Annotated in this window: 14 protein-coding genes; 6 read left to right on the plus strand and 8 right to left on the minus strand. The window is 72.7% G+C overall.

Going from position 1 to position 13,671, the window contains the following annotated elements:
* Positions 1-33: 33 nt before the first annotated feature.
* From AC1MIR_RS14145 to AC1MIR_RS14155, 3 genes are read right to left on the minus strand one after another with little or no spacing between them, the layout of a single operon-like run.
* The gene (locus AC1MIR_RS14145; protein WP_480028837.1) at positions 34-798 is read right to left on the minus strand and encodes a TRAP transporter large permease subunit; all 765 of its coding nucleotides are present in this window, start codon (positions 796-798) and stop codon (positions 34-36) included.
* Positions 795-1,289 (minus strand): TRAP transporter small permease, encoded by a 495-nt coding sequence (locus tag AC1MIR_RS14150; RefSeq protein ID WP_480028838.1) that lies wholly within the window; start codon positions 1,287-1,289, stop codon positions 795-797. The genes AC1MIR_RS14145 and AC1MIR_RS14150 overlap by 4 nt, the downstream gene beginning before the upstream one ends.
* The gene (locus AC1MIR_RS14155; RefSeq protein WP_480028839.1) at positions 1,286-2,296 is read right to left on the minus strand and encodes a TRAP transporter substrate-binding protein; all 1,011 of its coding nucleotides are present in this window, start codon (positions 2,294-2,296) and stop codon (positions 1,286-1,288) included. The genes AC1MIR_RS14150 and AC1MIR_RS14155 overlap by 4 nt, the downstream gene beginning before the upstream one ends.
* Between AC1MIR_RS14155 and AC1MIR_RS14160 the strand changes: the two genes are divergently transcribed.
* Positions 2,295-3,632 (plus strand): M24 family metallopeptidase, encoded by a 1,338-nt coding sequence (locus tag AC1MIR_RS14160; protein ID WP_480028840.1) that lies wholly within the window; start codon positions 2,295-2,297, stop codon positions 3,630-3,632. The two genes, AC1MIR_RS14155 and AC1MIR_RS14160, sit on opposite strands and share 2 nt — an antisense overlap.
* Before the next feature lie 3 nt (positions 3,633-3,635).
* Positions 3,636-4,694, plus strand: a complete 1,059-nt coding sequence (locus tag AC1MIR_RS14165; RefSeq protein WP_480028841.1) for a maleylacetate reductase — start codon at positions 3,636-3,638, stop codon at positions 4,692-4,694.
* On the opposite strand, the gene AC1MIR_RS14170 is transcribed toward AC1MIR_RS14165, so the two are convergent.
* The 3 genes from AC1MIR_RS14170 to AC1MIR_RS14180 are packed head-to-tail and all read right to left on the minus strand — an operon-like array spanning position 4,691 to position 6,659.
* Positions 4,691-5,467 carry a cyclase family protein gene (locus AC1MIR_RS14170; RefSeq protein ID WP_480028842.1) on the minus strand — a complete coding sequence of 259 codons (777 nt, stop codon included), beginning with the start codon at positions 5,465-5,467 and terminating at the stop codon, positions 4,691-4,693. The two genes, AC1MIR_RS14165 and AC1MIR_RS14170, sit on opposite strands and share 4 nt — an antisense overlap.
* A 2-nt stretch (positions 5,468-5,469) precedes the next feature.
* Positions 5,470-6,027, minus strand: coding sequence for an NADPH-dependent FMN reductase (locus AC1MIR_RS14175; protein WP_480028843.1), 558 nt, complete (start codon positions 6,025-6,027; stop codon positions 5,470-5,472).
* Positions 6,028-6,041: 14 nt separating this feature from the next.
* The gene (locus tag AC1MIR_RS14180) at positions 6,042-6,659 is read right to left on the minus strand and encodes a nuclear transport factor 2 family protein (RefSeq protein ID WP_480028844.1); all 618 of its coding nucleotides are present in this window, start codon (positions 6,657-6,659) and stop codon (positions 6,042-6,044) included.
* Positions 6,660-6,774: 115 nt separating this feature from the next.
* Here AC1MIR_RS14180 and AC1MIR_RS14185 point away from each other — a divergent pair, with 115 nt between their 5' ends.
* Complete coding sequence (locus AC1MIR_RS14185) at positions 6,775-7,779, plus strand: Bug family tripartite tricarboxylate transporter substrate binding protein (RefSeq protein WP_480028845.1); 1,005 nt, start codon at positions 6,775-6,777, stop codon at positions 7,777-7,779.
* Positions 7,780-7,814: 35 nt separating this feature from the next.
* On the opposite strand, the gene AC1MIR_RS14190 is transcribed toward AC1MIR_RS14185, so the two are convergent.
* Entirely contained in the window at positions 7,815-9,197 is a 1,383-nt protein-coding gene (locus AC1MIR_RS14190) for an amidase (protein ID WP_480028846.1), read from the minus strand.
* Complete coding sequence (locus AC1MIR_RS14195; protein WP_480028847.1) at positions 9,194-9,382, minus strand: hypothetical protein; 189 nt, start codon at positions 9,380-9,382, stop codon at positions 9,194-9,196. The genes AC1MIR_RS14190 and AC1MIR_RS14195 overlap by 4 nt, the downstream gene beginning before the upstream one ends.
* A gap of 200 nt (positions 9,383-9,582) precedes the next feature.
* Between AC1MIR_RS14195 and AC1MIR_RS14200 the strand changes: the two genes are divergently transcribed.
* The 3 genes from AC1MIR_RS14200 to AC1MIR_RS14210 all read left to right on the plus strand — a co-directional run bounded on the left by AC1MIR_RS14200 (position 9,583) and on the right by AC1MIR_RS14210 (position 13,439).
* Positions 9,583-10,560 (plus strand): NADPH:quinone reductase, encoded by a 978-nt coding sequence (locus tag AC1MIR_RS14200; protein ID WP_480028848.1) that lies wholly within the window; start codon positions 9,583-9,585, stop codon positions 10,558-10,560.
* A gap of 330 nt (positions 10,561-10,890) precedes the next feature.
* Entirely contained in the window at positions 10,891-12,060 is a 1,170-nt protein-coding gene (locus AC1MIR_RS14205) for an FIST signal transduction protein (protein ID WP_480028849.1), read from the plus strand.
* A complete protein-coding gene (locus AC1MIR_RS14210; RefSeq protein WP_480028850.1) occupies positions 12,057-13,439 on the plus strand; it encodes a sensor histidine kinase in 1,383 nt (460 codons plus the stop codon). The genes AC1MIR_RS14205 and AC1MIR_RS14210 overlap by 4 nt, the downstream gene beginning before the upstream one ends.
* Positions 13,440-13,671 lie beyond the last annotated feature (232 nt).

The raw sequence follows: 13,671 nt of genomic DNA on the forward strand, positions 1-13,671 counted from the left end.
GTTGCACTACCAGGACGTTGGGGGAGGTGAACATCAGCCCCAGCGTGTCGATGTCCCGGCGCCGACGCCCGCCGCCGCGGGCGGCGCCGCGAGCCCGGCGAACAGGCTGCCCAGCACCGCGACGATCAGCAGCACCAGCGGCAGCACCGCCGGCAGGCCGCGGAGCGCCGCGCGCAGCGCGACCGACTTCTCCTCGGGCGCGATGGCCGGGTTGCGCCACGCCATCCAGAGGATGATCGCCATGAACAGCCCGGCCATCATCAGCCCGGGCAGCACGCCGGCGAGGAACAGCCGGCCGATCGAGGTGTCGGTCAGCGCGCCGTAGATCAGCAGCGAGAGGGAGGGCGGGATCAGCAGGCCGAGCGTGCCGCCGCCCGCCAGCGTGCCGACCACCGCGGCAGGCTGGTAGCCCCGGCCCTTCAGCTCGGGATAGGCGACCGAGCCCACCGCCGCCGCCACCGACATGGAGGAGCCGGAGACCGCGCCGAACACCGTGCAGACGGCGATGTTGGTGTGCAGCAGCCCCCCCGGCAGCCGCGCGAAGAAGGGCGCCAGCCCGCGATAGACGCCGCGCGCCAGGCCGGACGCGACCAGCACCTCGCCCAGCAGGATGAAGAGCGGCACGGCGGTGAGCGTGAACTCGTTGAGCACGTTCCACACCGTCTGCACGCCGAGCCGCGTGGCGCCGCCGACCGCGAAATGCAGCAGGATGAAGCCCGTGAGCCCGAGCGCGGCGCCGAGCACCGCGCCCGAAAGCACCGTGGCGCCCAGCAGGCCGAAGATCGCGATGCCGTTCACAGCGGCTGCGGCCCGTCCTCTGGCGGCGGGCGCAGCGCGGCCCAGGCGGCGATGAAGCCGGTGATGGCGAGGCAGGCCGGCATCAGCAGCGTCCAGGGCGCGAGCGGCAGCCGCGCCTGCTCGCTGCTGAGGCCGAGGCGCAGCGTGAACTCGGCGATGCCCCAGGCCTCCCAGGCGAAGATCGCGCAGAACGCCACCATGATGAGTTGGCCGACCACCCACAGGATCCGCCGCGGCAGCGGCGCCAGGCGTTCCGCCAGCAGCGTCACGCGGATGTTCGCGTTGCCCGCCATGGCGAAGGGCAAGGCGAGGAATGCCATCGCGGAGAGCAGCAGACCCGACAGTTCCTCGGTGAAGCGGAAGGGCGCGGCGAGGGCGTAGCGCATCACCACCGCCGCCAGCACCAGGCCGAGGATGCCCGCGCAGGCAGCGGCGGAGAGCGCCAGCAGCCCGCGCGAGAACAGCAGGATCGCCCGGTCGGCGGCCCTCACCGCGTCGTCAGCGCCCGTTCGATCCGCGCCTTCCAGGCCGGGCCCTGCCCGCCGGCCTCGCGCATCAGGGTCTCCCAGGTGGCGATGGCGGCGGTGCGCAGCGCCATCTGGTCGGCTTCGGAGAAGATGCCGTAGAAGGTGACGCCCTGGCCGCGCAGCCGCTCCCGCGCCGCCTCGTCGTCGGCGGCGTCCTGCGCGAAGCGGGCGCTGCGGGTCTCCAACGCGCCGACCGCATCCGTCAGCACCTGCCGGTTCTCCGCCGACAGCGCGCGCCAGCGCGCCTGGTTCGCCATGATCGCATAGGGGGTGGGCGGGAAGGCGAAGCCGGTGGAGACGGCGTGCTTCGCCACCTCCTGCAGGCTGATCGTGTGGACGATGCGCGGCGGATAGAGCGCGCAATCCACCACGCCGGTCTGCATCGCGGTGTAGAGTTCCTGCTGCGGCACGATCTGCGCGGCGACGCCGAGCGCGCGGAAGGTCTCCACCTGCTCGCGCGAGCCGACGCGCAGCTTCACCCGGCGCAGCTCGTCCAGGTTGCGCACCGGGCTGCGGCAGAAGATGGAGGCGTCGAGCAGGCCGAGCTGCATGAAGCCCACCGTCTCGATGTTCCAGCGGCGCAGGCCTTCGGTCAGGCTCTCGCGCAGTGCCGGCATCACGCGGTTGAGTTCGTCGGCGTTGCGGATCAGGCCGAAGACGAGGATGGAGGACATCGCCGCGTCGTCGCGGCCGAGGAAGGGCGACCAGATGAAGCCCATCTCCGGCGTGCCGGTCTGCATGTAGCGCAGCGCATCGGCGTCGCGCAGGTTCATCGCGTTGCCTTCGAAGACGTTCAGCACCATCCGCCCGTTGCTGCGGGCGCGCACGTCGGCGGCGAGATCGCGCACATGCTGGCTCTCCACGCGGGTCGGCGCATAGCTGTTGTGGAAGCGCCACTCGGTCGTCTGCGCCGCGGCGGTGCCGAGGCCGATCAGGGTTGCCGCAAGGGCGGCCAGGATGCCACGCCGCATGTCTTGTCTCCCGGGGTTCGTGCGTGGCGGGATCATGCTGCGCCCGGCCGGCGTTGACAACGCGCGCCCGGCCGCCTGCCATGCCGCCATGCCAGGACATGTGGACCGCGCCCTCGCCGCGCGGCTGATCGAGGCCGCCGGGTTCGACGCGCTGCTGGTCGCGGCACCCGAGACCTTCCGCTGGGCCACCGGCGCCGAGCCCGGCGTGGCGATGGGCTGGCGGCGCCTCGGCCCGGCGATGGCGGTGATCCCGGCCGATCCCGCGCGGCCGGTGGGCGCCGTGGTGACCGACCTCTTCGCCGCGGGCGCCGCGGCGGCGGGATGCGACCCGCTGCGCGTCCACGCCATCTGGCCGGAGGCGATCTCGGTGCGCCGGCTGCTGCCCTCCGACGCCGATGCGGCCGCGCTGATCGCCGCCGCCACCGCGGACCGCCCGCCCGGCTTCGCGCGCCCCGGCACCTTCGACCGCGGCGCCGCGCTCGGCCTGCTGCGGCACCTGCTTGCCGAGATGGGGCTTGCCGGGGCGCGCATCGGCGCGGAGCTCTCGGCCGTGCCGGCCGCCGACCATCCCGCCCTGCTCGATGCGGCGGCGCCGGCCGTGGTCGGCGACGCGACGGCGCTGGTGGACCGGCTGCGCGCCCGGAAGTCAGCGGCCGAGATCGCCCTGCTGCGCGAGGCCGGCGCGATCACCGAAGCGGTGCTCGCCGCCTTCGTCCCGCTGATCCGCGCCGGGGCGACCCGCGCGGAGATGGGCCGCGCCTTCCTCGAGCTGGTGCAGGCGGAGGCCGCCCGCCGCGGCACCAGGGCGAGCGTCACCGCCTGGGAATATGTCGGCTTCGGCGCCGCGCCCTGGTCGAGCCCCGGCGGGCTGGCGCGCGGCGACGTGGTGAAGGTGGATGTCGGCGCGGTGGTCGGCGGCTACACGGCGGATCTCGCGCGCAGCTACACGCTCGGCCCCGCGCCGGCACATGCGCGGCAGGTGTACGCCGCGCTGCGCGCCGCCTTCGAGGCCGGGCGCCCGCTGTTCCGCCCCGGCGCCGCGCTGCGCGACATCCACGCCGCCTGCCTGCGCGCGGTGCATGAGGCAGGCTTCCCGTCCTATGCGCGCGGCCATTTCGGCCACGGCCTCGGCGCCTCGATCTGGTCCGAGGAATGGCCCTACACCGCGGCCGACGCCGATGCGGTGCTGGAGCCCGGCATGGTCATGGCCTTCGAGGCGCCGTGGTACATAGACGGCATCGGCGGCTTCATCCTGGAGGACATGCTGCTGATCACCGCCGAGGGCGCCGAGACGCTCGCCGGCGGCGGCCTGCCGCGCGAGATGCTGGAGCTCTGAGCGATGCACGCCTTCACCTATACCGGACTGCCCGCGCGCGTGGTGTTCGGGCGCGGCACGCTGGCGAAGCTGCCGGAGGAGCTCGACCGGCTCGGCCTCGGGCGCGTGCTGGTGCTGGCGACGCCGCAGCAGGAGGAAGCCGCGCAGGCGCTGGCCGGGACGCTCGGCGGGCGCGCTGCCGGCGTCTTCGCCGAAGCCGCGATGCACACGCCGGTGGAGGTGACGGAGCGCGCGATGGAATGCGTCCGCGCACTCCGCGCGGACGGCACCGTGGCGGTCGGCGGCGGCTCCACGATCGGGCTCGGCAAGGCGATCGCGCTGCGCGCCGGCCTGCCGCAGGTCGCGGTGCCGACCACCTACGCCGGCAGCGAGATGACCACCATCCTCGGCGAGACCACGGGCGGGGAGAAGCGCACGCAGCGCACGCCCAAGGTGCTGCCGGCGGTGGTGATCTACGACGTGGACCTGACGCTGAGCCTGCCGCCCGCGCTTTCGGCCACCTCCGGCCTCAATGCGATCGCCCACGCCGTGGAGGCGCTCTATGCGCCGGACGGCAACCCGGTGGTCTCCCTGATGGCGGAGGAGGCGATCGGCGCGCTGGCGCGCGGCCTGCCGCGGGTGGTGACCTCGCCGGCCGATGCCGAGGCCCGGTCCGACGCGCTCTACGGCGCCTGGCTCTGCGGCGCGGCGCTCGGCGCGGTCGCGATGGGGCTGCACCACAAGCTCTGCCACGTCCTCGGCGGCAGCTTCGGCCTGCCGCATGCCGAGACGCATGCGATCGTGCTGCCGCACGCCACGGCGTACAACACGGCCGGCGCGCCACAGGCGATGGCGCGGGTCGCGCGCGCGCTCGGCACGGCGGATGCCGCCGGCGGCCTGCACGACCTGGCGAGGCGGATCGACGCGCCGCTCGCGCTGCGCGCGCTCGGGCTCAAGGAAGGCGACCTCGACCGCGCGGCGGAGATCGCGGCGCGCGATTCCTACCCCAACCCGGTGCCGATCGAGCGCGGCGCGATCCGGCGGCTGCTCGGGAATGCGTGGGCGGGGGCGGCGCCCGGCTAGTCCTCGAAGATCGCAACGGCCCGGCAGAAGCCGGCCGAGGCCGCCTTGATCTTGAAGGGGAAGCAGGCGACCTGGAAGCCGGTGGACGGCAGCTCCTCGAGATTCGCGAGCTTCTCGATGTGGCAATAGGCGCGCACCATGCCGGCGCGATGCCCTTCCCAGATCAGGGAGGCGTCGCCCGTCTCGGCATAGCGCCGCGCGGTGTGCAGGAAGGGCGCGTCCCAGGACCAGGCATCGGTGCCGCACACCTTCACGCCGCGCTCGGTCAGATAGAGCGTCGCCTCGCGCCCCATGCCGCAGCCGCGCGCGAGATAATCCGGCCGGCCGTACCGCGTGCCGGCGGCGGTGTTCACCAGCACGATGTCGAAGGGCTGCAGGGTCACGCCGATGCGCGCGAGCTCGGCCTCGACCTCCGCCGCGGTCACCACATGGCCGTCCTCCATCGCGCGGAAATCGAGCTTCACGCCGCGGCCGAGGCACCATTCCAGCGGCACCTCGTCGATCGTCCAGGCGCGCTTGCCGCCATCCATCGTGGAGTGGAAATGATACGGCGCATCCAGATGCGTGCCGGTATGGGTGGTGAGGTTCAGCCGCTCGATCGCCCAGCCCTCGCCGCCCGGCAGGTCCTCGACCGTGAGGCCGGGGAAGAAGCGCGCCACCTCCGGCGCGCTCTGCCGGTGATCGATATAGGTGATCTCCGGCGTGTGGCCCGGCGGGTCGGAGGCGATGCCCGCCTGCAGCGCCACCGAGAGATCGACGATCCGGCGCGGCATGGTCAGCCGCGCAGCCGGATGGTCCAGGCGCGCAGCGCGGCGAGCTGCTGCGCGATCAGGCCGCGGGCCGTCTCGTCGGTCAGCCGGCCTTGCGCATCGAACTTGCCCGCCGCCTGCGCTATCAGGATCTCCGGCTTGTTCAGCAGCTGCGCGTTGAGGCTGGCGAGCACCTTGCGCAGCTCGTACTGCGAGCGCGCGGTGCCATAGGCGCCGGTCGCCGCGCCCATGATCGCGACCGGCTTGCCGTCGAAAGGCTGGTCCGGCACGCGGGAGGCCCAGTCGATCGCGTTCTTCAGCACGCCGCTGATCGAGAAGTTGTATTCCGGGCTCGCGATCAGCAGCGCGTCGGCCTGCTTGATGAGCCCGCGGAAGGCCGCGACATGCGGCGGGTAGCCCGCGGTGCGGATGTCGTCGTCATAGGGCGGGATCTCGCGCAGGCCGTCATAGATCGCGATCTCCATCCCCTCCGGCGCCAGCTCCACCGCGGCACGCAGCGCCGCGCTGTTGAAGGACGACCGGCGCAGGCTGCCGGAGATGCCGAGTACCTTCACCACGCTCATCGCACTCTCCCTCGTCAGGCCGGCCAGGCCAGCGTTGCGCCGCCGAGCCAGCCGGCGCCGGCGCGATACAGCGCCTCGACGCGCTCGCCCTTCAGCCCCGGCATGTCGCGCTTCACCTCGTAGCCGATCCCGGTCTGGAGATAGGCGAGGTGGCGATAGCCTTCGGGGAAGCGCGCCAGCAGATCCTTGTCGAGCTCGAGGCGCGCGGCGGGGTCCACCGGATCCATCCGGTCCTTCTCGTAGATCGGCTGGCGCATCACGATGCCCCAGCGGCCCGCCCGTTCCTCGACGAAATCGTAGAAGCGGCCGGTGCAGACCACGTCCACCAGCACGCCATGCACCTCCGCGCGCTGGCTGATCGTCATCTTGGTCTGCGCGATCGCGCGCGTGCCCGCGACGTCCACCGACACGCCGCCGAGGAAATGCAGGATCGAGACGCCCTTCGCCCAGCCGGCCTGGCTCGCCTTGATGAACTCGGAAGCCGGCGCCTGGCACCAGGTGGCCATCATGAAGCCGTCCTCGTGCCAGCAGCCGCGGAAGCGCTCCCAGTCGCCGGCGTCGCGCCAGATCGCCCAGTTCTGCACCAGCTCCGCCACGCGCTGGCGCTGGATCATGTCGGCATCTGGCGTCATGCGGCGTCTCCCGGTCTGCGCGGCGGCGTAGAGCGCGGACCGTGCAGGGTCAAGCGAGCCCGGCTTGCCGCGCCGCATGCCCTCGTGCCAAGTGACGGCAGGGAGGAACGATCGCATGACATCCGATTTCGCGCCGCGCCGTCGCCATCTGCTCGGCGCCGCTCTCGTCGCGGCGGCCGGCCCCGCTGCGGCGCAGACCGCCGCGCGGGCCTGGCCCGACCGCCCGATCCGCTTCCTGCAGGGCTTCGGCGCCGGCGGGGCGACCGACATCATCGCAAGGCTGATCGCCCCGCCCATGGCCGCCGAATTCGGCCAGCCGATGGTGGTGGAGAACCGCCCGGGCGCCGGCGGCACGCTGGCCGCCGAGGCGCTGGCCCGCGCCCCGAAGGACGGCCACACGCTGATGCTGATCAACAACGGCTTCGCGGTTTCCGCCGCGCTGTACCGCCGCCTGCCCTACGATCCGATGGCGGATGTGGACCCGATCTCGCTGGTCTGCTCGGTGGGGCTGGTGTGGCTGGCCGGGCCCGCGGGCGCGCCTGGCGCGATCGCCGATTTCGCCGACCTGGTCCGGCGCGCGCAGGCCGAGCCCGAGAAGCTCAACGTCGCGACGGTCGGCGTCGGCAGCACGCAGCATCTGGTGGCGGAAGCGACGCAGGCCGCGGCGAACTTCAAGCTGACCCATGTGCCCTATCGCGGCACGCCGGCGGCGCTGGTCGGGTTGCGCAACGCCGAGGTGCAGGCGGTGGTGGAGCCCATCTCCTCGGTGATCGGCCAGATCCGCGATGGCGGCGCGCGGGCGCTGGCGGTGACGTCGCGCGAGCGCTCCGCGCTGCTGCCGGATGTGCCGACGGTGGGCGAGCTGCTGCGCCAGCCGGATTTCGACATCCAGACCTGGTACGCTGTCGCCGGTCCCTCCGGCCTGCCGGCGGCGGTCATCGCGCGCATCGACGAGGTGACGCGCAAGGCCACCACCAACCCGGAGGTGCGCGAGAAGCTGCTGGCGCTCGGCCTGACGCCGCGCTCGCTGGCCGCACCCGCGGCGGTGAAGGCGATGGTCCATTCCGACATCGCCCGCTGGTCCGCCATGGTCGAGCGCGCCAATATCGAGCGGCAGTAGCCGCTTTGGGCTCCGGCGGGGCGGGCGGCGCCCCGCTACAGCTCCGGCGTCCGTTTGTGCCAGTCCGTCGCCTGCTGATACGCATGCGCCGCGCGCAGCACGGTGGCGTCGGCGAAGGGCGCGCCCGCGATCTGCATGCCCGTCGGCATCCCGCCTTCGCCGAACCCGGTGCCGAAGGCGACGGAAGGGCCTCCGGTCAGGTTGAAGGGCGCCGCGAAGGAGCCGAGTTCCAGCACGCCCCAGCGCGAGACGGCATCGATCTGCGGCGCCTCGCCAGGCTGCGCGAGGGTGACGAGCACGTCGTGCCGCGCGAAGGCGCGCGCCATCTCCTCCGCCAGGGCGCGGCGCCGGCGCTGCGCGTTCAGATAGTGCTCGCTGCCGATCAGCGCGCCGAGCAGCACGCGCTCGCGGAAGATGCCGCCATAATCGGCGAAGCGCTGGCGCAGCCAGGCGCCGTGGACGGCATGCGCCTCGGCCAGCATGATGGTCGCCGCGGCCGCGTGCCACTCGGCGAGCGGCGACAGCGTGACGTCGGAGACGGTCGCGCCGAGCCCGCGGAACACATCGAGCGCCGCCTCCAGATTGACCAGCGCCGCCGGCGTGCCGCGATTGTCGCTCTCGTGGAAATGCCGGATGACGCCGATGCGCAGCCCCCGTACGCCCTCGCCGAGTTGCGCCACGATCCCCTTCGCCTCGCGCCCGGCGGAAGCCGGGTCGTCCGGGTCGGGGCCGGCCATCGCCTCCAGCAGCAGGGCGCAATCCTCCGCGCTGCGCGCCATCGGGCCGACATGGTCGAGCGACTGCGCCAGGGGAAAGACGCCGCTGCGCCCCACCAGGCCGTAGCTCGGCTTGAGGCCGGTGGTGCCGCAGAGCACGGAGGGCGAGCGGATCGAGCCGAGCGTGTCGGAGCCGGTGGCGCCCAGCACCATCCCGGCGGCGAGCGCCGCGCCCGAGCCGCTGCTCGACCCGCCGGTGAAGCGCGCCGTGTCCCAGGGGTTGCGCGCCGGCGGCGTCGGCAGGTCGAAGGACGGGCCGCCGAGCGCGAATTCATGCGTGGTCAGCTTGCCGAGCAGCACGGTGCCCGCATCGGCCAGGCGCTTCGCCGCATGCGCGTCGCGCCGCGGCACATGCCCGGCGCGGATGCGCGAGCAGCAGGTCGTTTCGATGCCCGCGGTGTCCACGATGTCCTTGTGGGCGAAGGGGATGCCGTCGAGCGGGCCGCGCGCCGCGCCGCGCATCAGGCGCTGCTCGGCGGCGCGGGCGTCGTCCATCGCGCGCGCCTCGGTGACGGCGACGAAGGCGTGCAGCCTGCGATCCAGCCGCGCGATGCGATCGAGGCAGGCGCGCGCCAATTCGACCGGCGAGAGCGTCCGCGCGCGGAAGGCCGCCGCCGCCTCGGCGATGCTGGCCGGGATCACCGCGCGGCGTCCGGGCGGAAGGTGGTGGCCGGCTCCTGCTCGGGCTGCGGGGGCGCGATGCGGGCGAGCATCGCGACGAGCAGAGGGTGGCCGCGCGCCACATCGGCGAGGATCGGCGGCGGCAGCGCGTAGCCCGCCGCGCGCAGCGCCGCCGCAACCGCCGCGTCCTTGCCGGTGTCGTCCATCGCCCGCCCCATGGGTGCCGTCGAACCCAGCCTAGAGCAGCGCCCGTTCGCGTGGAACCGCTGCGCGGTTCCGTCGAACGGGCATAAGCTGCTCTAGAATCATGTTTACTGGATCACGCATGCGCGCCAGACAATGGCGCCACCCTTGGCCGCGTCGTCGCCCGGCGGCAAAAGACGCGCCGAAGGGAAGGATCGAAGCGATGCGCGCAGCCTGGTACGAGCGGAACGGACCGGCGCGGGAGGTGCTGGTGGTGGGCGAGATGCCGACCCCCACCCCCGGCCCGGGCGAGGTGCTCGTCCGCCTCGCCACCTCGGGCGTCAATCCCTCCGACTGGAAAACCCGCGCCGGCAGCCGGCCGATGGCCGGGCCGCGCGTCATCCCGCACAGCGACGGCGCCGGGACCGTCGCGGCGGTGGGCGCGGGCGTGGATGCGGCGCGCATCGGCGAGCGGGTCTGGATCTGGAACGGCCAGTGGAAGCGCGCCTTCGGCACCGCCGCCGAATACATCGCCCTGACCGCCGCGCAGGCCGTGCGCCTGCCGGACGGCACGAGCTTCGAGGCCGGCGCCTGCCTCGGCATCCCCGCCCTGACCGCCTGGCGCGCGGTGCAGACCGATGGCGGCGTCGCCGGCCAGAGCGTGCTGGTCGCGGGCGGCGCCGGCGCGGTCGGGCACTACGCCATCCAGATGGCGAAGCTTCTGGGCGCCACGCAGCTCATCGCCACCGTCAGCTCGGACGCGAAGGCGGCCCTGGCGCGCCAGGCCGGCGCCGACCTGGTGGTGAATTACCGCACGGAGGACGTGGCCGCCCGCGTCGCGGAGGCCACGGGCGGGCGCGGCGTGGACCGGGTGGTGGAGGTGGACCTCGCGGCCAATGCCGCACTGCTGCAGCAGGTGGTGGCGCGCGACGGCTTCTGCGTCTGCTACGGCTCGGGGAAGGCCGAGATGTCGCTGCCCTTCGGGCCGATGATCCTCTCGGGCGCCGCGATCCGCTTCTTCATCGTCTATGAACTGTCGGCCGAAGCGCGCGCGCAGGGGTTGGCGCAGCTCGGGCGCTGGCTGGAGGAGGGGCGCCTGCAGCATGCGGTGGGCACGGTGCTGCCGCTGGAGCGCATCGCCGAGGCGCATGAGCTGCTGGGGCGCGGCGAGGCCACCGGCAATGTCGTGCTGCGTTGCTGAGCGGCTTGCGCCGGTTCGCGGGGGCAGAGCGCCCGTCCCGCCTGGCGTCGCCGGCAGCGGCGCGGCGCGGCGCTGTGCACTGCCGGGCGACATGCGCCAAAAACCCGACAATATGCCTTAAGCGCAACCCCTGGCCGAGCATGTCTCGCGTTTAGATACAAATTTGCACGCAATAGTTGACGCATCACCCACTGATTCGTCATAAGGATAAGTCTACCTTGATCGGCGTACGCGGGCGGCCAGAATACGACCGGCGCACCCATGCGTTTGCCGTGGCGTCGACGGCTGGAGGCGCGGATGCGAGTTGGCTATGGCAGGAGCCCGGATCCCATGGCGGCCGTCAGGCAGGCCGTGGCGGCGCTCGGCAGCGCCGCGGACAGCCCGCGGCTGCTCATGGCCTTCTCCGGCGGCAAGCTCGACCCCTTCGCGGTGCGTGCGGCGCTGGCCGAGGTGCTCGGCCCGGTTCCCGTCGTCGGCGGCTCCGCGGCCGGCGCCATCTCGCGCAGCGGCTACGGCTACAGCGGCTTCGAGCTCGGGCTGGTCGCCTTCGACGACCCGGCCACCGCGCCGCAGTTCCTGGTCAGCCGCGGCCTCGAGGTGGATGAGCGCAAGGCCGGGGCGGATATCGGCGCGCAGGTGCGCAGCGTGGTGCGGCAGGACCAGGTGGTGCTGCTGCTGTTCGACAGCGTCGCCAGCACGCAGCCGCCGAAGCTGCACTACGCCAGCTCCATCGTCGCGGGCTTCAACGAGGCCGTCGGGAACGCCCCGGTGAACCTGCTCGGCGGCGGCCTGCTCACCGACATGAACATGTCGGGTGCCTGGGTGTTCGACGGCGAGGGCGTCAGCAAGCACGCCACCGTCGCCCTGGTCTTCCCGCCCGAGGTGTCGGCCGAGACGGTGATCCTGCATGGCTGCCGGCCGGTCAGCGCCTTCATGGAGATCACCCGCATAGACGGCGCCACCGTCTACGAGCTGGACGGCGAGCCGGCGCTGAAGGTGATCGAGCGCATGCTGGGCCTGCCGATCGGCAGCGGCCGCGGGCAGGAGCTGTCGCTCGTGGCGACGCTCGGCCAGAAACAGGGCGACCCCTACGCGCCCTATGACGAGAAATCCTACGTCAACCGGCTGATCCTCAGCGCCGACGCGGCCAAGGGCTCGATCACCCTGTTCGAGCCGGACTTCGAGGAAGGCGCGCTCGTGCAGATCATGAGCCGCGACAACGGCCTGATGCTGGATTCCGTCCGGCGCGGCGTCGAGGCCATGAACCGCACCGTGAGCAGCGGCGACAACCTGCTCGGCCTCTACATCGACTGCGCCGGACGGGCGAGCGCGCGCAGCGGCTCCTCGATCGAGGAGGCGGAGCTGGTGGTGCGCGGCCTCGACGCCGAAGTGCCGCTGCTCGGCTTCTATTCCGGCGTGGAGGTCGCGCCCTTCGACGGGGAGCACAGCCGCCCGCTCGACTGGACCGGCGTGCTCACCGTGCTGCGGAGACGCCGGTGACGGAACTCCGCGCCCTCGACATCGCGAAGCTCGAACGCGAGCTGGCGTACTACCGGCGCGAGTGCAACGACCTGGGCGCGCGCCTGCTGCGCCTGCAGGAGGAACAGAGCCAGGCCTTCCGCGAATCCCGGCGCAGCCGCACCGTCGCCAAGCTGATCCGCGAGGCGCACCGCCTCTCCGACCTCTGCGCGACACCGGAGGAGCTCGGCGGCTCGATGCTCGAGGTGATCGTCGAGAACACGCTCTGCGACCGCGCCGCCTTCGTCCGGCGCGAGCCCTCCCCCACCGCGCCGGACCTGTTCCGCGTCACGCATGCGATCGGCTTCGGCTCCGACGCCCCGGCGGAATTCGCCAATGTGCCGGCCGCGCCGCCCTTCTTCCTGACCACGGCGCGCAGCGTGATCGAATCCCCCGCCTACGAGCTCACCGGCATCCTGCGGATGCCCTATGTGCTCTGGGCGTATGACCGCGCCTCCGGCCATGCGCTGATCCTCGGCAACCATTCGGAAGCCAATGTCAGCCGCCCCTTCGAGACCGGCGACCAGGAGCTCGTGGAGGGCGCGCTGTCGGTCTATATCGACGTGCTGGCGCGCAAGCAGGCGGAGATCGAGCTGCGCATCGCGAAGGCCACGGCGGAGGAAGCCAGCGCGCTGCGCGCCCGCTTCATCGCCACCCTCAGCCACGAGCTGCGCACGCCGCTGAACGCCATCATCGGCTTCTCGGACATGATGCTGCCGGGCTCGACCTATCGCCTGACGGAGCACCAGCAGTCCGAATACGCGCAGCAGATCAACGAATCCGGCCGGCTGCTGCTGGAGCTGATCAACGACATCCTCGACTATTCCAGCATCGCCAAGGTGGCGCCGCAGCTCAGCCTGGTGTGGTGCCGCGCGGAGACGCTGCTCGGCGCCTCGGTCCGCGAGCTCGCGGCGCTGGCCATCCAGAACGACGTGCGGCTGGAAGTGAAGCGCACCGAGCCGGGGCTCGAGATCAAGGTGGACCAGCTGCGCTTCCGCCAGGTGCTGAACAACCTCGTCAGCAACGCGGTGAAGTTCACCGGCGCGGGCGGCAGCGTCATCGTCTCGGCGCGCCAGCGCCCCGACGGCACGGCGGAGCTGCAGGTGCGCGACACCGGCGTCGGCATGCGCGCGGAGGACATCCCGCGCGCCCTCGAGCCCTTCCAGCAGATCGACGGCGGGCATGCGCGCAGCTTCCCCGGCACCGGGCTTGGCCTGCCGATCGCCAAGGGCCTGGTCGAGGCGCATGGCGGCACGTTGCGCATCGTCAGCGCGCCGGGCGAAGGGACATCGGTCACGATCCTGCTGCCCGAGAGCGTGGTTCGCATGGCCGATCCGCCGCCGGCGGGCGAGCAGGGCTGAATCGCGCGCAACGGACTCGCTTGACGCCACTGCGCTCAAGCAACGAATCCATCAGGACTACACGAGGAGAACAAGTGCCGGCCAGTGGCCGGGGGCGGGCTTCACGCGGCGCATTCCGCCAGCGTGACCCGAAGATGTCGCCGACCCGGGCAGGACGTTCCCGGGCCGGCGAGCGACCCCCGCGGGGGAAGGCGCGGGCCCGCTCCGGGCAGGCGGGGGGGCAGCCCCCCGC

The organism is Falsiroseomonas sp. RANM36 (genome assembly GCF_056682175.1).